General features: G+C 60.5%; 17 protein-coding genes. 2 read left to right on the top strand and 15 right to left on the bottom strand.

Annotation, left to right across the window (positions count from 1 at the left end):
* Positions 1-220: 220 nt before the first annotated feature.
* From PD282_RS08935 to PD282_RS08870, 14 genes are all read right to left on the bottom strand, one after another.
* Positions 221-955: an HAD family hydrolase gene (locus PD282_RS08935; protein WP_274650235.1), complete on the bottom strand. Its 735-nt coding sequence runs from the start codon at positions 953-955 to the stop codon at positions 221-223.
* Positions 956-1,013: 58 nt separating this feature from the next.
* Positions 1,014-1,463 (bottom strand): GyrI-like domain-containing protein, encoded by a 450-nt coding sequence (locus PD282_RS08930; RefSeq protein ID WP_274650234.1) that lies wholly within the window; start codon positions 1,461-1,463, stop codon positions 1,014-1,016.
* Between the two features lie 137 nt (positions 1,464-1,600).
* Positions 1,601-2,443, bottom strand: a complete 843-nt coding sequence (locus PD282_RS08925; protein ID WP_274650233.1) for an ABC transporter permease — start codon at positions 2,441-2,443, stop codon at positions 1,601-1,603.
* Positions 2,440-3,639, bottom strand: coding sequence for an extracellular solute-binding protein (locus PD282_RS08920; RefSeq protein ID WP_274650231.1), 1,200 nt, complete (start codon positions 3,637-3,639; stop codon positions 2,440-2,442). Before PD282_RS08920 ends, PD282_RS08925 begins: the two co-directional genes overlap by 4 nt.
* A 48-nt stretch (positions 3,640-3,687) precedes the next feature.
* Positions 3,688-4,716, bottom strand: a complete 1,029-nt coding sequence (locus tag PD282_RS08915; RefSeq protein WP_274650229.1) for an ABC transporter ATP-binding protein — start codon at positions 4,714-4,716, stop codon at positions 3,688-3,690.
* A gap of 19 nt (positions 4,717-4,735) precedes the next feature.
* Positions 4,736-5,557, bottom strand: a complete 822-nt coding sequence (locus PD282_RS08910; RefSeq protein WP_274650227.1) for an ABC transporter permease — start codon at positions 5,555-5,557, stop codon at positions 4,736-4,738.
* A gap of 148 nt (positions 5,558-5,705) precedes the next feature.
* The gene (locus PD282_RS08905) at positions 5,706-6,731 is read right to left on the bottom strand and encodes a LacI family DNA-binding transcriptional regulator (RefSeq protein WP_274650225.1); all 1,026 of its coding nucleotides are present in this window, start codon (positions 6,729-6,731) and stop codon (positions 5,706-5,708) included.
* On the bottom strand, positions 6,728-7,492 hold the full coding sequence (locus PD282_RS08900) for a glycerophosphodiester phosphodiesterase (RefSeq protein WP_274650223.1): 765 nt from the start codon (positions 7,490-7,492) through the stop codon (positions 6,728-6,730). The genes PD282_RS08905 and PD282_RS08900 overlap by 4 nt, the downstream gene beginning before the upstream one ends.
* Positions 7,489-8,526, bottom strand: coding sequence for a CehA/McbA family metallohydrolase (locus PD282_RS08895; RefSeq protein WP_274650222.1), 1,038 nt, complete (start codon positions 8,524-8,526; stop codon positions 7,489-7,491). Before PD282_RS08895 ends, PD282_RS08900 begins: the two co-directional genes overlap by 4 nt.
* Positions 8,523-8,981, bottom strand: a complete 459-nt coding sequence (locus PD282_RS08890) for a hypothetical protein (protein ID WP_274650220.1) — start codon at positions 8,979-8,981, stop codon at positions 8,523-8,525. Before PD282_RS08890 ends, PD282_RS08895 begins: the two co-directional genes overlap by 4 nt.
* A gap of 175 nt (positions 8,982-9,156) precedes the next feature.
* Positions 9,157-10,026 (bottom strand): eCIS core domain-containing protein, encoded by an 870-nt coding sequence (locus PD282_RS08885; RefSeq protein ID WP_274650218.1) that lies wholly within the window; start codon positions 10,024-10,026, stop codon positions 9,157-9,159.
* A gap of 127 nt (positions 10,027-10,153) precedes the next feature.
* Positions 10,154-13,354, bottom strand: a complete 3,201-nt coding sequence (locus PD282_RS08880; RefSeq protein ID WP_274650216.1) for a hypothetical protein — start codon at positions 13,352-13,354, stop codon at positions 10,154-10,156.
* Between the two features lie 32 nt (positions 13,355-13,386).
* On the bottom strand, positions 13,387-13,881 hold the full coding sequence (locus tag PD282_RS08875; RefSeq protein WP_274650214.1) for a GNAT family N-acetyltransferase: 495 nt from the start codon (positions 13,879-13,881) through the stop codon (positions 13,387-13,389).
* Between the two features lie 15 nt (positions 13,882-13,896).
* The gene (locus tag PD282_RS08870) at positions 13,897-16,680 is read right to left on the bottom strand and encodes an adenylate/guanylate cyclase domain-containing protein (RefSeq protein ID WP_274650212.1); all 2,784 of its coding nucleotides are present in this window, start codon (positions 16,678-16,680) and stop codon (positions 13,897-13,899) included.
* A 205-nt stretch (positions 16,681-16,885) separates the two neighbouring features.
* Here PD282_RS08870 and PD282_RS08865 point away from each other — a divergent pair, with 205 nt between their 5' ends.
* Together PD282_RS08865 and PD282_RS08860 are read left to right on the top strand one after the other, a co-directional pair.
* Positions 16,886-17,272 carry a DUF4280 domain-containing protein gene (locus PD282_RS08865; protein ID WP_274650210.1) on the top strand — a complete coding sequence of 129 codons (387 nt, stop codon included), beginning with the start codon at positions 16,886-16,888 and terminating at the stop codon, positions 17,270-17,272.
* Positions 17,273-17,277: 5 nt separating this feature from the next.
* The gene (locus PD282_RS08860; protein ID WP_274650208.1) at positions 17,278-19,422 is read left to right on the top strand and encodes an MORN repeat-containing protein; all 2,145 of its coding nucleotides are present in this window, start codon (positions 17,278-17,280) and stop codon (positions 19,420-19,422) included.
* An 82-nt stretch (positions 19,423-19,504) separates the two neighbouring features.
* On the opposite strand, the gene aroC is transcribed toward PD282_RS08860, so the two are convergent.
* Positions 19,505-20,560, bottom strand: a complete 1,056-nt coding sequence (aroC, locus tag PD282_RS08855) for a chorismate synthase (protein ID WP_274650206.1) — start codon at positions 20,558-20,560, stop codon at positions 19,505-19,507.
* Between the last annotated feature and the right edge of the window lie 7 nt (positions 20,561-20,567).

Genomic DNA, 20,567 nt, shown 5'->3' with positions numbered 1-20,567 from the left:
TCGGTAAAGATTTTATTAATTTATTTTTGAACGTTAAAAATGCGGCGATTTCCGGAATCCCGGAACGCTGTATGTATGATAGCCGCCATCCGCGCTGATTGCCAGCGCGTTCAACTGCAGGCCTTCGGCGCAGCCGCCGTCGATGCCGATTTTGCCGTCGCCGAACGCCGGACGACCGCCCTTGCGGATTGCAGGCTGTCGCTCCTTTAGGTCATTTCCCCTATGTAATGCCGGCATCCGGCAGCAGCAGCGTCTCCAGTTCGGTCAGCTTTTCGATCACGGCATACAAGTTCGGAAAAGGCTTCGGCAAAGGGAGGCGCTTCGGATTCAGCCAAACGGCATGCAGGCCCGCGTTCCAAGCACCAGTTATATCGGCCTCCCAGGAGTCGCCGACGAAGACCGTCTCGTCCGCCGCGAATCCGAGCGCCGCGAGCGCATGGTCGAAAATGACGCGCTCCGGCTTCGCCGCCCCGATTTCCGAGGATACGAACAGGGCGCGCTCCGGGAAGCATTCGCCGAGTCCAAGCCGCGCAAGCTTTTCCCGTACGGTGTCCCCGGCTCCGTTCGTAATCACGCCCATCGTATACTTTTCGGACAGGCGGCGCAGCAGCGACGTGACGGCTGCGTCTTCGCGCAGCAGCGACAAACCCGCTTGAATAAACTGCCGGTTGAAATCCTCGGCGTGCTCGTCGGCGAGCGGGACGCCGAACCGGTCCAGCGTATCCTTCAGCCGGAGAAACCGGTACTGCCCGAACGTCGCTTCGCCGCGCGCCAGCTTCTGCCAGTTTAACACGCTGAAATGATGAAACGCCTCCTGCACGGCTTCCTGCTCCAACGCTTTTGTGAGCGCGTGGGAAGCGAAGGTCAGCCGCACCGAGTCGTTCCAATTGGCCTGAAAATCGTACAGTGTGTCGTCAATATCGAACAGGACGAGCCTGATCTTTTCCAAGCGCATACTTCCGCCTCCTTCCGCCGGCTGCCCGGATAAAAGAAAAGAAGGCTTGCGCCTTCTGTCAGTCTTCAATCGGGATAAGCAGCTCGACCGGCATTTCCTCCAAGTGCTCGTCGACATAAAAGATTTCGATCGATACCGCCTTGTCCCGCTTGGCCAGTCTCTGCTCGTGCATCCAGACGTTCAGCTGCTCATAGCCTTCGCCGATCCGTTCGTTCGTGCAGGGGACCATCGCGTACCGGCGCTCAGGTACCGTAAACTGCACCATGCCTTCGGGAACGCGGTCCATATGGGCGACCTCGTAGCAGGCCCAATACGTCACGAACGCCTCGTTGCCGAAATACGGGCTGTAGACAGCGGCCGATTTCGTCTCGCCGTTGAATTCGTGCTTCCTTGACAGAAACTCGCTCTGCAGCCGGATCGCTTCGTCAGGGAACGACGAGAAAGGGCCGCAGTAACTCAGTCCGACCAGATTAATGGCGGGTTTCGTAATGACTGAACAATTGTTCATTCTCGAAAAACCTCCCATCAAGGTTAGGCCATGCGAATGGATCGAATGAGGCCGTCCGCGGCCGCTTTACCCATTTTCCAGTTTAACACGACCTCGTACCAGGATGGTATACGTTTCAAAAATCGGATTGAAAATTTCTACCGGCGCGCCGTCTCCTCCCGGACCATGCTGCGAATATAGAAATACCCCATGAAAGAGCAGAGAGCGAAGGTGAAAAACGCGATGGCGGCCGCCTGCTCGCGCTCCTGGAAAACGCCGAACACCTGCTCCATCGCGACGCCCAGCATTTGCGGCGCATTCGGCCCGAGCAGGAAAGGCGCGGTAAACGAACCGATGACGCCCATAAACACGAAGGTGACGGCGACGAGAAACGTTTTGTACGACAGCGGCAGAATGAACCGGAAAAACAGCTGCAGCCGTCCGGCACCGACATCCTTCGCGCTTTCGATTACCGAGGCCGGAATGCCGGCGAGCGCCGAGCTCAGCAGCATCGTTGTAAACGGAATATTGAACCAGCAGTTGGCGATGATGATCCCTTTTTCGTCGAAAATGATGCGCGGCAGCGATTCCACCCCAAGCGGAAGCAGCAGGCGCGAAAGCCAGCCGTGATTGCCGAGCAGGTTGATCAGCCCGTATGTGGCGATAACCCCGGGGATGAAAATCGGGATCATGTACATTCTCCGGATCCAGACGACAAGCGCGCCGCTGCTGAACCTCATGTAGACGGCCAGCGCGTAGCTGACGAGCAGGATAATGAGCACCGAGACGCACGTGATTTCCAGCGTGAAGATCAGGTTTGCCCGCATGCCCGGATCCGTGAACAGAAACAGGTAGCGGGAAAAATCGTAGCCGCCCGAATCGTTTTTCAGGCTTTCCCGGAACGAGGCGATAATCGGAATCACGACGACGACGAACAGCAGCAGGAAAGAGGGGATGACGAGCGCCAGACCCAGCATCCCCGTTTTCGTTTCCTTCCTCATTGCGCCGCGACGTCGCTTTGCCAGCGTTTATTGATATCGGTGCCGAGGTCGCCGATGTTGAACGTGCGGAACCCGTCCGAGACGCCTTGGAACGAATCCTGAATGCTCTGCGGCATGCTGGACAGCTTGATGCCCGGGAAGCCGTGCATTTTTTGCACGATGATGGACTGCGCCTCCGGCGTCATGACGAAATCGAGAAATTTGTATACCGCTTCTTTTTTGTCGGACAGCTTCGGCACCATCAAATACGTCGGACCGCCGTTAAAGCCCGGCGACAGCTGCTTCAGCTTCGTCGATTTCGGCAGCGTGCCTTCTTCCAGCTGCTGCAGCACCATGTCCGACCACGCCGGAATCATGTCCACTTCGCCGCTTGCGAGCAGGTCGAGCGTGCCCTGGTTCTTCTTCGGATAAATGCCTTTGCCGTACACGTATTTGCCCAGGTCCTTCAGCAGCGCAAAGCCTTGATCCCACTGCTTTTCGATCGCAGGGTCGCTGCTGTGGATCGCATCCTCCGGCAAAAATTTATAGACGGTCGACTGGACGAACGAGCTTCCCGCTCCTCCGGTGGACGGATCGTTGTAGGCAAAACGTTCGGGATGCTTGCGGATCCAGTCGTACAGCTCGTCAAGCGTGCCCGGCGCGTCCTTGACTTTGTCGCTGTTATAAGCCAGGATGACCGCGGACGAACGGTAAGGCACGGCCAAATAGCCGACGTCCTTCATCGTCTGCTCGTCGACGTTCGCCAGATTCGGAATGGCGCTCGTGCTCAGCGTATCCCACATGTCGTCCTTCTGGCCTTTCGTGACGGTCGGCAGCCCGTCCTCGTACAGATCGATGCCGCCGGAGCCTTTGCCCGCCTGCTTGGCGGCGGCGATGCGGTCGTACGTCGGCTGCGCGCCGGTGCCGGACGGGATGTACACGAGCTTGACTTTAATATCGGGATTTTTCGCCTCGAACATCGGCGTCAGCGTGTCCCACAAATCCTTCACGTTCTCCGAACCGGTGAAATAGAAAGCGAACTCGACCGGCTTTGCCGCCGCGCCGCCGGACGAGGAAGACGATGAGGCTCCGGCGCTGCCGCCCGAAGCCGCCGTATTGCCGCCGGACGAGCCGTTTTTGCCGCCGCAGGCCGAAAGCGCGACGAGTGACAGCATAAGCAGGAACAGAAGCGCGGAACTCTTTTTCAATCGCAACATGCTTGAAATCCTCCTTGATTCTGTCGATTTTATGAGTAACCAGCGATTTTACTGAAACACCGATACTTTGGCAAACGAAACGTCCACGCGCTGGCCGGCGCGCAGATCCTTCACGGCGTCGCGCGGCCGAAACGCTTTGACGGGGCCGATCGCTTCGACCTCCACGGATACCTCGGCGTAATGGCCGAGCACCATAATTTGCCTGACGGTTCCCGGCAGTGCTTCGCCCGCCCCATCCGGTCCCAGCACGACATCCTCCGGCCTCGCGACGACGCTGACCTCCCCTGAGAGCGGCGTGCGAACCGGCATTTCGAACCTGCCGATACGCAGCTGCGCACCGCTCACCACCCCCTCCAGCACGTTCGTTTTCCCGATGAACCGGGCGACATAGAGCGAATTCGGCTCGTCGTAAATTTCCTGCGGCGCGGCGACCTGTTCGATGCGCCCGTGGTTCATGACGACGATCCGGTCGGAAAGCGACAGCGCCTCCTCCTGATCGTGGGTGACGAACACCATCGTGAGGCCGGTCTGCGCCTGGATGTCCCGCAGCTCCTCGCGCATGTCGTGCCGCAGCTTGGCGTCGAGCGCCGAGAACGGTTCGTCGAGCAGCAGCACGGACGGCCGGAGCAGCAGCGAACGCGCGAGGGCGATACGCTGCTGCTGTCCGCCGGACAGCTCGGCGGGAAATTTCTTCTCCGTGCCCGGAAGCCGCACCAGCTCCAGCGCTTCGCCGACCGCACGGCGAATCTCTGCCCCGGCGGTTTTGCGGATTTTGAGGCCGAAGGCCAGATTGTCGTACACGGACATATGCGGCCACAAATTATAGCCCTGAAATACCATCGAAGTCGGACGGCGTTCAGGCGGCAGATGAGCGACGCTTCTGCCTTCGATCAGGATGTCGCCGCCGTCGGGAGCGAGAAACCCGCCGATCGTGCGCAGCACGGTCGTTTTCCCGCAGCCCGACGGTCCGAGCAGCGTTACGAGCTCGCCTTTGCTCACATCGAGCGAGATCGCTTCGACGCCTTCGCCCGTTTTATACCGTTTCGTCAAATTGCGGATGGACAACTGTATCGTCATCTTGCTGGCTCCTTCCTCGTCATTTCAGTTGGAATCCGCTCGACAGCACGTCCGCGCTGACGAACCGCTGGGCGGCAAGCAGCAGGATGACGGTCGGAGCCGTTAAAATAATCGAAAATACCGCCCCGGCGCTGCTCGGATAATCGGATATGATCGAATACATGACGATCGGCATCGTCTTGTAATCGGGAATGCCGACCAAAAAAGTGCCCTGCGCCTCGTCGAGCGAATTCAGGAACGTAAACACGGACGCAACGATGATGCCCGGCATGGCCATCGGCAGCGTAATGCTGCGGAACACGCGGAAAGGACGGGCCCCGACGTCGCGCGCCGATTCCTCCTGGGCGGCGTGCACGCTGCGGAATGCCGCTGTCGGAATCCAGGTCATGAACATCAGCACGTTGATCATGTGGATCAATACGACGCCCGCGAGCGTGTTCATGAGGCCCAGCTTGTAGAACAGGACGGCGATCGAAATGTACAGCCCCATTTTCGGAAACGCGTGCGTCAACAGAAACGAAAACAGAAAAAAACGGCTCAGCGGAAAACGGATCCGCGCAAACGCGTAAGCGGCCGGGATGCACAGCACGACCGAAAGGGCCGTGACGATGGCCGCGATCAGAAACGACAGGCCGATCGAACCGGCGATATCGTCGTGATGAAACACGAAGCTCCACCATTTGAACGACCATTGATGCGGCAAAATATCCGGATACGTCCACTGCCCGCTGAACGCCAGCACGAGCAAATTGATCAGCGGCCCCATAAAAAACAGCATAAAGACGATCAGCAGCACAAATTCGACGATTTTTCGCGGGCCAAGCGCTTTGAAGTACCACATTCGGGCAACATTCCGCTCCTTTCTTCCATAAAGCCGGGCTGTGCGGACAGGGGACCGTTCCCATACCCAGCATATCCAGGCTATATTCGGTGGATGTTAAGGCAGGTATAAGAAACGATGAAGACGAGCAGGCACATCCGGCGAACGGCTATGAGCCCGTACCCGGCGGCGCGGTCGATCCGCGCTCGATCAGCCCGGTCGCGAGCTCCACCCCCTCCGCGGGCGCTGCCTCCTGCCGGATCAGCCGGTCCAGCAGCCTTACCGCCTCCCGTCCCATGCCGGCTTTATCGACGCTGATCGTCGTCAATGAAGGCGCATACATGGCGGACAGGTCGATATCGTCGAAGCCCATGACCGAGAGCTCCCGCGGAACGGACACGCCATGCTCCAGCAGCCATTTCATGGCGCCGAGCGCCAGCATGTCGTTCGTCGCGAACAAGGCGGTGCAGCCCATCGCCCGCAGCCGCTCCCCGTGCTCGGACATGAGCCGGCGGCCCTCCTCGAAGGTCGATTGGGACGAATACAGGACGGCGCTTTCATCCGGCCTGCAGCCGCTGCGCGCCAGACGCTCGCAAAAGCCTTTCAGCCGGAGATTGTGACTGCGGTGCTCCTGCGGTCCGGCGATCACGGCGATGTTCCGGTGGCCGAGGCGGTGCAGATAAGCCGCCGCCTGCCCGCCGCCCTCTTCGTCGCGGCTGACGATTTGCAGCACGTCCGCGTCATCCGTCGTACCGTTCACCATCAAATAGGGAACGCCGAACCGTTTCACGTAGTCGATGACGTTTTGCCGCAGCCTGCTGATCAGAATGAGGCCGTCCACCCGTTTCTCGAGCAAAAAATCGGCCCGGCGCAGCGACATCTCCTGGTCCGTCGTGACGAATACGGAGTAGCCGAGCGCTTCGGCGGCCAGAATCACCGCATCGAGTATTTTGCCGTAGAGCGGATGCGACGCGATCGGATGATGCTGCCGGTAAATGATGACGCCGATGTTGTTCGTCCGCTGGGAAACCATCGCGCGCGCCACGGCGTTCGGCTTATACTGCAGCTCGGCGATGACTCTCTCCACGCGCTCGCGCGCTTCCGGACTTGCGTAGCCGTTGCCGGAAATGATGCGGGACACCGTCGATTTGGAAACGCCCGCAAGATCGGCGATCTGTTTGATCGTATGGCTCATCCCGCGCTTCCATCCCGGACATGGGCCGCTTTTAGCCGGAGAAGCGCTTCGACGTTGCGGGTCGTGATCGACCGGAGGTTCATGCCGAGCGCTTCCTTCATCTGCGCTTCATCGTCGATCGTCCAGGCAAAGACGGGCAGCTCCGCCGCGGCGGCGGCCTCCAGCAGCTCCGGCCGGATCAGGCGGTAAGCGATATTGATCCCGAAGCAGGAGGCGGCGAGCGCTTCCTCGATCGTCTGGCGGACGGCGTCGGCATAAACCGGGCTGTCCAGAAACAGCCGGGCATTCGCGTTCAGCAGCTTCGGCGCTTCGGGAAAAATCCGCTGCGCGAGCTGCGCTCTTGCCGACTCGCAGCCGGACAAAAACACGCTGTCCGTCAAGTCGTTGCGCCGGATCAGCGCGGCCATCGGCTCCAGGGCATCATCCGACTTGACGTCGAGATTCATCGTTTTGCCGGATGATTTCACCAGCGTAAGCGCGGATGCCAGGTCGGCGAGCCGCCGCGTCTTCCCGGGCACGGCGCCGTTTAGTTCAAGCGCACGCAGCGTCTCGTAGTTCGCGGCGGCGATCGAGCGGACGCTGCCGTCCGCGGCATGCAGCTCGTCGTCATGCGAGAGCACCAGCATCCCGTCACGGGTCGCCCGGATGTCGTCCTCGACGATATCGGCGCCGGCATTCAGGCCCGCTTCGAGCGCTTCCAGCGAATTGATCGGTTCATTCATACAGCCGCTGTGCGCGGTAACTAGCGGAAACCTTTTCATAGCTCTTCACTCCGTCCTTCCATGTAAATCGCGTTCGTGAAAGCGATCATCGTCCGGATGCCGCGGACGACGCCCCACAGCTCGGCTCTTATCCAGCCGGGCGCGGAGGCACCCCCGCCGATATCGCAGGTGACGACGGCTTGACCGCCGCTTCCGTCGACGGCCCATTCTCCGACGACCCCCGCATTACCGGTTAAGCGCAGCGTATACGTTTGCGGCGGCAGCTCCCATTTTCCCGGGCGGACTTTAAAATCGGCGCCGATGCGCAATTGCAGCCCATCCCGGCGGAAAGCGGCAGGAACGACGCTTCCCAGCCCGAAACGGATTCCGGCGGCTTCCGCTGCCAGCGTGAGGAGCGGCCCGATCGTTACGGACGCTCTGCCGGCCTTCAGCGCTTTCACCGCTTGACCGGCCGTATTGTCCGGAACGGCGCGGCCGGCCTCATCGACCGCTTCCAAATAGGTGACGGCGATCGGCTCCTCCACCGGCGTCTGTGCATGCCAGTCCCGGCCCGAGACAGCCGCGATCCGGCAGCCGGCATCCAGCCGTTCCGTCCAAAGCGCGAATGCCCTTGCGTTGTCCGTTTTCGGCTGCGGAAACGTGCCGGACCACACCTCGATATAATCGATCGCCCGCCAATCGGCGATTTCGTATTCCCAGCGGCATCCGGTGCAGATCGGGCTGCCGATGCGGAACGGATGGGCCATGCCGGCAAGGCCGCCGCAGCGGTGCACGTCCGCGATGCCGTCAAGCAGGTTCGTCCGCTCCGCTTTCCGCCAATCCGCATACTCCGTTAAGCCGATCGTGACCATATGCCCGTAAAAGGTCGTCCATTCCATACCGGGTATGATCGCGATCCCCGTTTCCGCTTCCACGGCTTCCCGTTCCGACAGACCGCTCATTGTGTTATGGTCGGTCAGCGCGATGCAGTCGAAGCCGAGCGCTTTGGCGCCTTGCGCCAGCTCGTTCAGCGTCTGCCGGCCGTCGCTGTGGACGGTATGCGTGTGGAGCTCGCAGGCCAGCCAGCGATTCATGGCGTCTCCTCCGTCCAGAGCTGAAGTTCATACGCGCAGACGTCCGTTACGACGGCGTGAAAGCTTAACGTCACCGTCCACTCTCCTTCCCGGAGCGGACCGGGAAGCAGGCCGGGCGAGGCGCCATCCTCGCCGATAAAATGCCGCTGCTCGGGATCGTGACGATGACATGCACCCCGGAAACCTGCCGGATCGTCGATCGATAACGTGATTAAATTGCTGAGCGGCAAATAGCTTCGCCATGCCGCGGCGGCCGCTTCCTTTTGCCCCGGCATCATGCCGTTCTCGATGGCGGCCAAAATTTGCGCACGGCTCTCCTCTTCGTCGCTTAGATGCTTCGGCGCGTAAGCGAACCGGATGCCGAGCCTGCCGGCAGGCCGTTCCAGGCGGAAGGCATAGGTGCGATGCGTGCTTGAATCCGTGATGTCCGCCGTTTCCGATACGTTTAGCAGCATGATTGTTGCTCCTCGTTCCATAATCATGGGAACGTTCCCATGTACCCATCATATTCAGCAATTGTTATCGTTATGTTTGGTTCAGCTAAACAAATTGTAAAGGCTTTCCCGCCGCGGCAAAAGGAAGCAGCCGGCGCTTGGAGCGCCGGCTGCCGCCTCGATACCGATGAAGCCTTTAACGCCCTTTTTGCTGGACGACATGCGTCAATTCGTGACTGAGCAGCTGCAGGCCGCCGGACGTATCCGGCTTGTATTCACCCTGACGGAAAAAGATATCGCTGCCCGTCGTGAACGCCCGCGCGCCGACGCTTTTGGACAGCTCGTCCGCCGTGTTGTCCGTATGGATCGTCACGTCGCTGAAATCGGTCCCGAACGAGCCTTCCAGCTGCTCGCGCATGCCGTCCTGAAGCCGCTGCCCCTTGCCGCGGGAATCCTCGATCCTCGCCTCGACGCTGCCGCTTGCCTCGGAGGCGCCGGCTGCGGCGCGCTGAATGAGGGCGAAAGGATCGCGTTTCAGCTGCAGCTCCTCGCCCTTCTCTTCCATCGCTTCCGCTTCGCGCTTAATCGGGCCGGCCGCGTCCGGCTTCAGCTGCAGCTCCTCGCTCTCCTCTTCCATCGGCTCGACTTCACGCTGGATCGGGCCTGCGGCGTCCGGCTTCAGCTGCAGTTCCTCTTCGTCCTCCGGTCCGGCCATTCGCTGCACCGCCTGGCCGGTTGCCTGTGCGCTTTGCGTCGTGCGCAGATCGTTTGCGACGCGATAGGCGACCTGATCGGCTTCGAGCTCGTAGGCATCGCTCGGATTATTGATCGTCATTTTCGCCATGACGGGTATCGCCATCCTGCCGCCCGCTCCCGCCATGCGGAGCATCGCGCCGTTGCCGGCCGCCCGCTGCAGCGCCTGCATCTCCGCCGCGCCGAGCGGCGCTCCGCTCGCAAGCGCGCGCTGCAGCTGCGCATGCCCCGTCTGATGCGGCTTTTGCTGCGTACGTTCAAACTGCCGCTGATCCATTTTGCGGATCGATTTTCCCGAACCGAACGTCCTCATAAACCGGATGACCTCCCGCCGCTGTCTCGTTCCCGATTTTGCTATCACGATATCCTATTTTTGCTACCAATATATCATAGAAACGCCATACATCCCATAGAAAACACGAACTTACGCAGGCCTTCCGTTAAAAAACGCCGCCGGTTGCGATTGTCCGCTCCAGCATGCGGACCCGAGCAAGCGAGGCGCGCAGCAGACCCATGCCGATTTCCGGATGGAGGCGGACCAACCGGGACAGCTCCTCGCCGCTCAGGGCAAGCAGCCGGACCTCGCCCCCGGCCGCCAGCACCGTCGTTGTCGCCGGAGTCCCATCCAGCGCAGACGTTTCGCCGAATACGTCCTTTGGACCGAGTACGGCAATCAGCCCGTGCCCGGCAGAGTCGGCCGCCGCACCGCAACCGGCTGCGTGTTCGAACTCCGCTCCGCGCCCGGCGGCTGCCGCCGCTTCTTTCCGCATTTTTCCCGAGTTACGGACAGCTTCGCCGCCGGTGTCCCTCGTCCCTGCAGCTACAGATAACGGCTCGCCGCCGTCCGCATCGGCGATCAGCTGCACATGCCCTTCGACGATGACGCCCAGCCTCGAATTGGGCTCGCCCCGCTTTACGAGCCGTTCGCCCGCCTGCACCGTTTCTTCCGCCGCGATTCCGGCAATGTAGCCGAGCTGCTCAAGCGTCAAGTCCGTAAAAAACGGAACCTGCTTCAAAAATACGATTTTATCGAGCATTCCGAACAAGGAACGCTGCTCCTCCATGCCATTCGCCTCCCTCTGCTGGATGACGGCCGATGCGATCAGCTGCAGCCACGCGTCGCGCATGCCGGCGGTGCGCCGCAGCACGTTAAGCGCTTCTTCTTCCGCAAGCTCGCCCGCTTCCTCGTCGCCGCCGGTGAGCAGGCGCACGAGCGCGCCGCTAAGCCGTTTGTCGCCCAGCCCCTCGGACAGCGCCTCGAGCCCGCTCTCCCGCGTTTCCTCGTCGCGGTCTTCGGCGGCGAGCCGGACCGCACGGACAACCTCCTCGTCAGCCAGCCTTTCCAGAACGGCCCATATGCCGTCCGCCACGAAAAACATCAGCTCCTTGAGCCGCAGACCGGCCAGCTCCGCTCCGTCGCGCTGTCCCAATGCGCGAAGCGCGGCTTCAGCCTGGCGGTACATCTTCCATTCGCCGATCTTGAAAAGCGACGCGTCCGCAAGCGCAGCGTCAGCCTGCGGCTCGTCTGTCAGCCGCGCCAGCGCGCGCATCGCCGCGCTCCATACCTTCGGCGGCGCAAGCGGCAGCGAATCCGTCAGCGGCAGGACCGCACCTTCGCCCATGCGGACGAAAGCCTCCACGGTCGCTTCATGCAGCGCGGGCTCGGCCCATTCCAGCATTTCCTGCAGCCATGGAACGGCGGCGATATGCCGCAGCCGGCCCATGCAGGCGATCGCCTCGGCGCGCACCGCCGGATTGAATTCGCCGAGCAGCGGCTCGACTGCCGGCAGGAAGCTGTACATGTTCAGCTCCGCAATCGCTCTGCACATATAAATCGCCGCCTCCCCGCCTTCCCGGAGAAAACGCTCGACGACTTCGTAACAGGCTTCGAAGCTTTGCGCGTTTTGGAGCGCATAAAGCGATTTGACGGCTTCGGCGACCACCATCGGATGAGAGTCGAGCAGCTTCAGCCGCACGAAATAAACGGCCTGATGCGGCATATGCGTCACCCGGCCGAGCAGGCGGACCGCTTCTGCCCGAACCTCGTAGTCGGGGTCCTCCAGAAACGACGCCACCTTGACAACCGCCTGCAGCTCCGCCGAAGCCAAATTCATCGCGCGCAGCGAGGCGAGCCGGATCCGGGCGCTGCGGTCGTCCGCCAAACCGAGCAGACGCGGCAGAAACGAAGCGTCCTTCGTCCGCCCGATCAGCCCCAGCGCCACCTCGCGGGTGTAATCGTTCGGATGCTCGAGCAGCCGGCCGAGCAGATCCGAAGAACGTCCCTGGCGCAGAAATTCGTCGAGTGCAGCCGCTGCATCGTGCCCGGCCGCCGTCATCGTCTGGACGCTGCGAAGCAGTTCGCGGATATACAAGCGCCGCCCAAGCAGCGCAAGCAGCACAAGCAGCGCCGAACCGCCGGCTCCGAGCCAGGCGAGCAGGCTGAGCGGCAGGCCGAAGCCGGCATGCAGCGACTGGAGCAGCGCCCCGATCAGAATGCCCGCGGATGCGGAAACACCCTGCGCTACATAGCGGTAGCCGTCGCGCTGCGAGATCGGCAGCAGCTTGAAAAAAAGCTGGTTCGCCGGCTCCGCAAAATAATAGAGCAGCAGATAAAGGAACATATAGCCGGCCGACAGTCCAAGCAGGACGGCCGGTGTGCCGAGCGTCGCGCCTGCAAGCGCGAAACCGGCGGTGAAGACGGCGGCGATCGCCGCCAGCATGTTGCTCGGCCCGAGCCACGCCATAATCCGTCCGGAGACGAGCTGCAGCAGGAAGGCGGCGGCGAACAGCAGCGTCGTCACGAGCCCGAAGAAGGAAGCAAAATCCGCTTCCGACGTAAAAATCGTCTGAGAGACGTTCAGGAACTCGTATTCCATCAGAAAGTAAAGCCCCGGCATTAGCGTCATGATACCGATGGCGACAAGCAGGTACGGCGACGTAAACGAGCGCTTGAAGTAATCGGCGGAGCCGAGGCCGCTTTCCGCGCTCGGACCGGCTGCGCCCTGCTCCGCCTTCAGCGTGAGCGGCACGAGATATTGCGCGATCGCCCGCCGGTAATTGAAGGAACCCGCAAGCAGAAACAGCGGCGCAACCATATAAACCGCATCCGCCCCAAACCAGCCGCTGATGGCCCGAGCGAGCAGGCCCGAGACGATTCCGCCAAGCGCCGCTCCGGATACGAACACCGGCATCAGCCGCTTCGCCTGCTGCGTCGGGCACAGGTCGACAGCCAGGCTCCACAGTAAAATCGTCTGCTGCCGCACGACGAAGCTGGAGGTCAGAAACAGGAACGGATAGTACCACGAGATATCGGTGCCCGCCGCCCGCATGACAAGCAGCACAGCCGCATTAAAGGCGACGATGCCCCCCATCGCCGCAAACATCGTCCGCATCAGCTCCGGCTTCGTCAGCCTGCCGGTCAGCCACGACATGAACCACGCTTCCAGGGGCAAAATCACGGCTTCAGCCGTGTAGACGTAAGGCAAATATGCACTGCCGAGCCGCTCGTTGAACAGCGTCATATAACCGTTGTAATTCAGCATTTCGGCAATGCCGCACAGCAAAAAAACGGGCGTCATCAGGACCAGTTTGCGGCGGTCTTCGATTTTGACGCCGATCATCTGCAGCCATCTTTTGTTCATGGTCGGTATCCACGCCCGTCGGTTCGATTCGTTCAAAGCTTCAAATAATAAATGAGCCGGTCCTCGCCGTCGAAATAATAGTCGGGACAGCGGCCGACCGCGGAAAATCCGCTGCGTTCGAACAATGCGCGGATCGCCGCGTAGACCGGCAGGTCGCACGTATAGGTCACGACGTAGCGCGCCCCGAGCGAGCGCAGCTCCGCCAGCATTTCTCCGATGAGCAGCGAGCCGACGCCGCGCCCGCGGTACGCCTTGTGCACCACGATATAATCCCAATAATAGCCGCCCGTCCGCTGCTCGTTTTCCATGAAGCTGATCACGCCGATCATATCGCCGGCTTCGTTTTTGACCATTCGGTAAACGTACCGCCCGCTCAGCGCTCTCATCGGATTGAGCCGAAAATCACTCAATTCCCCCGGCGTATGGTTCATGTCGTCGAACGAATCACCGGAGAGAAAAAAATCGGTAATCGCGCGGGCGTCGGTTTCGGTCAACAGCGGCTCGACGCGGTAAAACGTCTGCGGCACGTCAATCCCCCTCGTTTATACGGCAAGCGTCCCGTTCCAGTCGACCGCGGTTCCGCGCTGATAATATTCGTCGCACAAATAGAAGTACAGCTTCGCCGCTTTGTCCAGCCTGCTCCATTTGATCACTTCCACGAACGTCTCGCGCGCATCGAAAAAGCGCCCTTCCTGATACAGCTGCACGCCGCGCTCAAACAGCTTCTTCGTCTTGTCTTTGCCCATACGCACCGCTTCCGGATCGCCTTCGTAGACGTCGTACAGCTCGACCGGCGTCTGCTGGCCGCCCAGATGAATGCGCCCGAGCGAGCGGTACTGGAACCGCTCCGGCGACGCGACCGTCTCCATCGCCGAATGCGTCACGAGGATCGAGACGCCGAGCTGCTCGGACAATTCCTCCAGCCGCGTCGTTAAGGTCACGTCGTCCGAAATGACGTTGCTCTCCATTCGCGTCTCTTCGCCGATAATCCCGAGCATCAGCGGACCTTTGTGGATGGCGATCCCGATATCGACGGGCGGATAATTCGCCTTGGCCCGATGTCCGTTGTATACGACAAGCTCCTTGCGGATAGCAATCGCGGCATTGATGGCGTCCTCCGTCCGGCTTGGAAACAAGGACATAAAGCCCGCTCCCATGTAGCTTGCGATCAGCCCGTTTTCCTTCCGCACCAGCGGGCCGAAGCGGCTTAAAAACGAGTTCATGAAATTGAAGTTTTCCTTCGGCGACAGCCGCTTCGACATCTCGTAAAACTGCCGGATTTTCGACACCATGACGATCATGTTCTGCTGCACCTGGTCGCCGAGGTGAACGTCGAGAATGCCGCGTTTGCCGAGATATTTGAACACCTGCTGCGGCACGAAACGGAACGAAGCCTCGCTGAACGCCGTTATGTCGCGGATATACTGCCGGATGTGCCGGACCATCACGTTAAACTGCTCGCCGAGCTCGCCTACCTCGTCGCGCGTCCGGATCGATACCTCGGCGTCCCAGTTGCCGTTCGTAATTTCGGCGACGCTTCGGCGCAGCTTGCGCAGCGAAGCGAGCAGGAAGTAGGTCGTGACGACGAATACGAGCAGCACGATTAAGGTGATAGCCGCGATTTTCTCGATCACGCCTTTATAGATCTGCTTGTTCTCGCGCTCGAGCACAGTCAGGTCGCGGCCGGTTTCGTAAATGCCGACGATTTTCCCTTTCGAATCGTACACGGGCGCGATCGCGAAAATCCACTGCCCGCTCGCATCCTCCCAGCTTCCGCTCCGCACCTGCCCCTGCTTCAGCACCGCGAGATTATCCTCGTCCAGCTCGAACGGCTTGAACATGTTGACGCTGTCGTCGTCGTCGGCGATGACGTACAGCTTGTTTCCGTCGTATTTGTACACCGTGCTGTACAAGCCGCGCCGGTCGGACGATTGGTCCCCCTGAAACAGCACGTTCATCCGCTGCAAGATCGACTGATAGTCGGCGTCCATGAAATCGTTTGGCGATTGCAGCCGTTCGAGCGCGTTCCCGTCGATGATGTATTTGCCGCTTTGCGCCAGAACGGAAAGCTCGCGTTTCATTTCGTCCTCCATGTTCTTGGAAAAAGCGTTGTAAATGGAGTTTGAAAGCAGCAGCATCGATACCGCGATCAGCGGCACGAACGCCACCAGCTGCTTCAGGAAAAACGAAAACCGGCGGCGCAGCAGATGGACGAAGATCAGTCTGGACGCTGCAATCAGGAGGGCGGCGGCAGCGGCGGCCGCAAGCCAGACCAGCCATTCATCCATCCGTTCGGAGCGGCTGTAATCCGCCTTCGTCACAACCGATGCAGGCGCGCCTCCAGGGCCGGAATTCAAAATCCGGTCCGGCAGCAGCACCTGAACGCCTCCGCCAGGGAGGACCGCGTAGTCCGCAATCTCGAAGCTGTCCGCGCCCGGCGCGCTTTTTTCGATCGCCGCTTCATCCAGGACGAGCGAAATCGGATCGGCCGCCCCGGGAGTGAGCCGTGTCAGCGCATTCAACGACCGGTCCACGAACAACAGGGAGCCGCCGGCGTCCGTTTTCAGCCGCTCGGGAAAATTTTTGCGCATCGGCGGCATGCCGGCGACCGGGTAAAGCGGCTTGCTCGTGCCGTCCGCGGCAACCTGGTAAATGGAGCCCCTTTTGGTCGTATAGTAGATTTGGCCGGGCTCGGTGCCGTAAATTTCGGACAAGTAACGATCCTGCGGCAGCTCGAACGCGAACGGCTGGTCCCATTTGCCGGAGTCGATCAGAAACCGTTTTTGCTGCACGCCGCTGCTGCGGCTGATGAAGAACGTCAGCGCATCGCCGCGAATCTGGAGCGCTTTGAGCTGACCGACCCGCTTGCTTTGGCCGTCGCCCTTCCATTCGAACAGCTGCGCGTCGAGTTTGCCGTCCGCCGAATACCGGGTGACGGTTTCGGACTGGACATATAGGCCGTATGAATCGAGAATCGTGTTTAACACGTACAGGCGGCTGCGCGAATCGACCGCCAGCTCGGTAAAGTTTCGCCGGATGCCGTCCTTCTGCTGCCCGATCCGGTATTTCAGCTTCCCGTCCGGACCGATCGCTTCGATCTGCTGCTTGGCGCCGCTGATGACGTACATCTCCCCGTCCGGGCCGTTCGCGAGAGCCGACAGGTTCGCAAGCGGCAGCGTGCGCTGCAGAGGGCTTCGGTTCAGATCGTCTGCACGCGCGATCAAATAATAGGCGATCCCCGCCAGAGCCAGCGCGATGACCGTCAGCCACAGCACGCCGAAGCGGACGTTCGGCGCCGCCTGCGCTTTTTTCCCGTTCGTTTTCATAGACCTAACGCTCCGTTTCAAAGAATCGATTCCATCATACCAATCTTATACAATAGTACTACAAAGTTCGTGCCAAAACACCAAAAACATTCCATTTTTACGCCAGTTTCCGACATCTCATCTTGCCGCTTCGAAACCGTTTATAGTACTATGTTCATAGAAGAGGAAAATATGGAAAATCGGATCTTGTTAAAGGAGACTCGCAATGGGTCAGCTCGTTTGTCAAGGCGCGCTGCTGCAATGTTCCTTCGGCGCCGCGCCCAGCTCGCTTAACGTCCTTCCCGCAAACCGGGTCATGACGTCCATGCCGATCGCCAATATTATGGACAATAAACCGATGGTGAACATCATGCCGTTCGGAATGTGCAGCTCCCTCGCCAACCCCCAGGTCGCGTCGGCGACCGCGGCGGCGCTCGGCGCGCTCACTCCGATGCCGTGCGTGCCCGTTACCGCGGCCCCGTGGGCGCCCGGTGCTCCCACGGTGCTCGTAGCCAATATGCCCGCGCTGAACAATACCTCCAAATGCATGTGCAGCTGGGGCGGCGTCATTCAAGTTACGATGCCCGGCCAGTTCACGATACAGGTGCCCTGATGAACATGCTCGGACAGTTCCTCAAGCCTTTTATCAACCCGATCCGCAAAAAAGTGCTCGCCCCGCTTCGCCAGTCGAAGCAGCTGCCCAAGCTGATTACAACGAAGCTGATTCAGTGGGTGCGCGGCATTCTGAATCCGCCCCAGCAGTCGGTCAAAAATTATATTCCGCTGGGCCGCTATTATGTCGCCAAAAAGCTCATCGTCATCGTCGTGCTGATTGGGCTTGTCATTTTTTATTTCGGCTTCGTGAAGCCTCCGAAGCTTTTGAACAAGCTGCTGGCCCGAACGCCGACGATCGAAACGAGCGCCGGCAGCCTCGCCGCGTTCAGCGGCACGGCGAAAATCGTGGACGACGCCGGGAATGTGATTTACGAGGGCGGCCTCGCGCAAGGCCTGTACGACGGAACGGGCAAGCTGTATGCGAAGGACGGCAGGCTGCTGTATCAGGGCGACTTTGCCAAAGGAATGAAGGAAGGCACGGGCGAGCAGTATGCATCGGACGGAACGCTGCTGTACCGCGGCGCATTTACGATGGACCAGTACGGCGGCGGTCCGGGAACGCTTTTTTACCCCAACGGCAAGCCGAAATACGAAGGCGATTTTGCCGGAGGTACATATGAAGGAAACGGCACCTTATACGACGAAGCGGGCGTCAAGCTGTATACCGGCGCATTCTCGCAGGGCCAGTTCAGCGGAGCGGGCAAATCGTTCGCGCCGAACGGGTCTGTCGTCTACGACGGAAGCTGGGCGGCGGGCGTTTACGAGGGCCAGGGCAAGCTGCTGCGGCCGGACGGGACGGTTCAGTACGAAGGCGTCTACAAGAGCGGCCGGCTGTCCGGAGACGGCGTGGAATATTTTCCGGGCGGCGCCGTGAAATATAAAGGCGCGTTTCAGCTCGGCGTTTACAGCGGCCAGGGGTCGCTCTTTAACGAGAGCGGAACCGCCGTCTATACGGGGCAGTTCAGCGGCGGAGCCAAGAACGGCGACGGGCAGGCGTTCGATGCCTCGGGCAGCGTCGTTTACGCCGGCAAATTCAAAAACAATCGATACGACGGCGTCGGCACGCTGAACGACCAGGACGGCAGCCCGCTGTATAAAGGATATTTCTCGGCCGGCAAAATAAACTTGGCGGGCTTTATCGGCCTGCCCCGCAAAAAGCTGCAGGACGTGCTCGGCGAAGCCGATGCCCCTGCCGTTGCGGATGCCGGCGCGAACGGCGCGGACGGTACCGGAAGTGCGGTTGAGGAAGGAGCTGCCGGTGCGGACGGCGCGGGAAGCGCAGTTGAGGAAGGAGCTGCCGGTGCGGACGGCGCGGGAAGCGCAGTTGAGGAAGGAGCTGCCGGTGCGGACGACACAGGAAGCGGTTCAACCGGTGCGGATAGCGGATCCGGCAGCGGAACCATTGCGGGCAGCACGGACGGTGCTGCCGGAACGAGCAGCGAATCCGGCAGCGGCGGCGCCAAAGCCGGGCAAAGCGGTGACGGCGCGGACGGCAGCAGCGGCGCCAAAGACGGGCAAAGCGGCAACGGCGCGAGCGGCAGCAGCGGCTCCAAAGACGGGCAAAGCGGCTCAGGGGCGGACGGCAGCAGCGGCGCCAAAGACGGGCAAAGCGGCTCCGGTGCGGGCGGCAGCGGCGGCGCCAAAGCTGAGCAGAGCGGCGACGGCGCGAACGGCAGCGGCGGAGACTCTTCGAAGACCACCGGGAAAACAAATCCTGCGGCACCCGCTTCAGCAGGCGATCAGGGCGCGGAAAATTCGCTGCCATCCGACAGCCAAAACCCAGGCAGCGGCGACCCGGCGGCTGAGGATGGCGGCGCAGTGTCCGACGTGTCCATGACCGCAGCGGGCGGACCGCTGCAAATGACTTACGCCGCCTACCAAATGTCCTTCAAGCTCGAACCGGATGAAGCCAATCCGGAAGAGGCCTACGTTGCCGAAGTAAATCTGTGGAACAAACAGATGATCGCGATGCTGCTGAAGCAAATGACCGATGCCAAGCTGAAAGGCGAGAAAAAAACGGTTTCGTCCGACCGATATATTGTCGTGTATGCTTCGGGGGATTATTTTTATACCTTCACCTATGTTGGCAAACAAGATGTCCCCGCTCGATTAACCGTAACGAAATCTTTATTGTCGTCATCACATTAAATAAAAACGGGGGAAATGACACGCCCAGCTGCAATTGCCCTTCAGGGCTCCTTCGCACCCGATCGGCTGAACGGCTGGCCGTTCATGAACGCAGGGCGGCTTGCCGTTTGAAATGATCCTCCAATACGAGACACGCCATCGCCTCGACGACCGGCACGATCCTTGGACAAATGCAGGGATCGTGCCTTCCTTTTGTCGAAATCGTGCGCTCCCGGCCCGAACTGTCCAGCGTTTGCTGCGGCCGCGAGATCGACGAGGTCGGCTTCACCGCAACCCGGAACACAATCTCCTGTCCGGTGCTGATGCCTCCAACAATGCCGCCGGCATTGTTGCTCGCGAAGCCGAAACGGTTCATGCCGTCATTATGCTCGCTGCCCCGCATGCCCGCGGAATCGAATCCCGCGCCAAATTCGATTCCTTTTACGGCCCCGATGGACAGCATCGCTTTGGCGAGATCCGCATCCAGCTTATCGAATACCGGGTCGCCGAGGCCGGGCATGACGCCTCGAATCCGGCATTCCACAATCCCCCCGCAGCTGTCTCCTTCCCTTGCAAGCCGATCAATAACGTTCACCATGCTTTTCGCTGCTTCGGGGTCGCAGGCGCGAACGGGGTTTCTTTCGATTTCCGATTCCACGAACCTTTTGCAGGCGATACCGCCGATCTCCTTCGTATAGGCCGTGAGCTCAACGCCGCGCGAGGCCAGCAGCTTCCTCGCCACCGCACCCGCCGCCACTCTCGCTGCGGTTTCGCGGCCAGAAGCCCGCCCGCTTCCCCGGTAATCGCGAATGCCGTATTTTCGCTCGTACGTGTAATCGGCATGCCCCGGCCGGTACAGCTCACGGATCGTTTCGTAATCGGACGGATTCATTTCCTTGTTGTCCAGCATGAGAAAAAGCGGCGCTCCCGTCGTCTTCCCCTCGAACAGGCCGGACAGGATCCGAACGATATCGTATTCCTTCCTCGGCGTCGTAACCGTCGATTGTCCAGGCTTTCGCCGGTCCATCTGGGTTTGAATATCCGCCTCCGACAGCTCCACGCCGGGCGTCACTCCGTCTAAAATGACTCCGATCGCTTCCCCGTGCGATTCACCGAACGTCGTGATCCTCAGCATGGTTCCAAAGCTGCTTCCCGCCATCACCATC

It is taken from the genome of Paenibacillus humicola (genome assembly GCF_028826105.1).
Taxonomy (GTDB): Bacteria; Bacillota; Bacilli; order Paenibacillales; family Paenibacillaceae; genus Paenibacillus_Z; species Paenibacillus_Z humicola.
The sequence above is the reverse complement of the archived record's forward strand: the minus strand, read 5'-3'. Positions and strand labels throughout refer to the sequence as shown.

Bases quoted from the DNA above. Each gene is read 5' to 3' on its own strand.
- PD282_RS08910 (WP_274650227.1), bottom strand. From the start codon at position 5,557: ATGTGGTACTTCAAAGCGCTTGGCCCGCGAAAAATCGTCGAATTTGTG.
- aroC (WP_274650206.1), bottom strand. From the start codon at position 20,560: ATGGCGGGAAGCAGCTTTGGAACCATGCTGAGGATCACGACGTTCGGT.
- PD282_RS08885 (WP_274650218.1), bottom strand. From the start codon at position 10,026: ATGAGGACGTTCGGTTCGGGAAAATCGATCCGCAAAATGGATCAGCGG.
- PD282_RS08880 (WP_274650216.1), bottom strand. From the start codon at position 13,354: ATGAACAAAAGATGGCTGCAGATGATCGGCGTCAAAATCGAAGACCGC.
- PD282_RS08860 (WP_274650208.1), top strand. From the start codon at position 17,278: ATGCTCGGACAGTTCCTCAAGCCTTTTATCAACCCGATCCGCAAAAAA.
- PD282_RS08905 (WP_274650225.1), bottom strand. From the start codon at position 6,731: ATGAGCCATACGATCAAACAGATCGCCGATCTTGCGGGCGTTTCCAAA.
- PD282_RS08935 (WP_274650235.1), bottom strand. From the start codon at position 955: ATGCGCTTGGAAAAGATCAGGCTCGTCCTGTTCGATATTGACGACACA.
- PD282_RS08900 (WP_274650223.1), bottom strand. From the start codon at position 7,492: ATGAAAAGGTTTCCGCTAGTTACCGCGCACAGCGGCTGTATGAATGAA.
- PD282_RS08920 (WP_274650231.1), bottom strand. From the start codon at position 3,639: ATGTTGCGATTGAAAAAGAGTTCCGCGCTTCTGTTCCTGCTTATGCTG.
- PD282_RS08925 (WP_274650233.1), bottom strand. From the start codon at position 2,443: ATGAGGAAGGAAACGAAAACGGGGATGCTGGGTCTGGCGCTCGTCATC.
- PD282_RS08890 (WP_274650220.1), bottom strand. From the start codon at position 8,981: ATGCTGCTAAACGTATCGGAAACGGCGGACATCACGGATTCAAGCACG.
- PD282_RS08865 (WP_274650210.1), top strand. From the start codon at position 16,886: ATGGGTCAGCTCGTTTGTCAAGGCGCGCTGCTGCAATGTTCCTTCGGC.
- PD282_RS08870 (WP_274650212.1), bottom strand. From the start codon at position 16,680: ATGAAAACGAACGGGAAAAAAGCGCAGGCGGCGCCGAACGTCCGCTTC.
- PD282_RS08895 (WP_274650222.1), bottom strand. From the start codon at position 8,526: ATGAATCGCTGGCTGGCCTGCGAGCTCCACACGCATACCGTCCACAGC.
- PD282_RS08915 (WP_274650229.1), bottom strand. From the start codon at position 4,716: ATGACGATACAGTTGTCCATCCGCAATTTGACGAAACGGTATAAAACG.
- PD282_RS08930 (WP_274650234.1), bottom strand. From the start codon at position 1,463: ATGAACAATTGTTCAGTCATTACGAAACCCGCCATTAATCTGGTCGGA.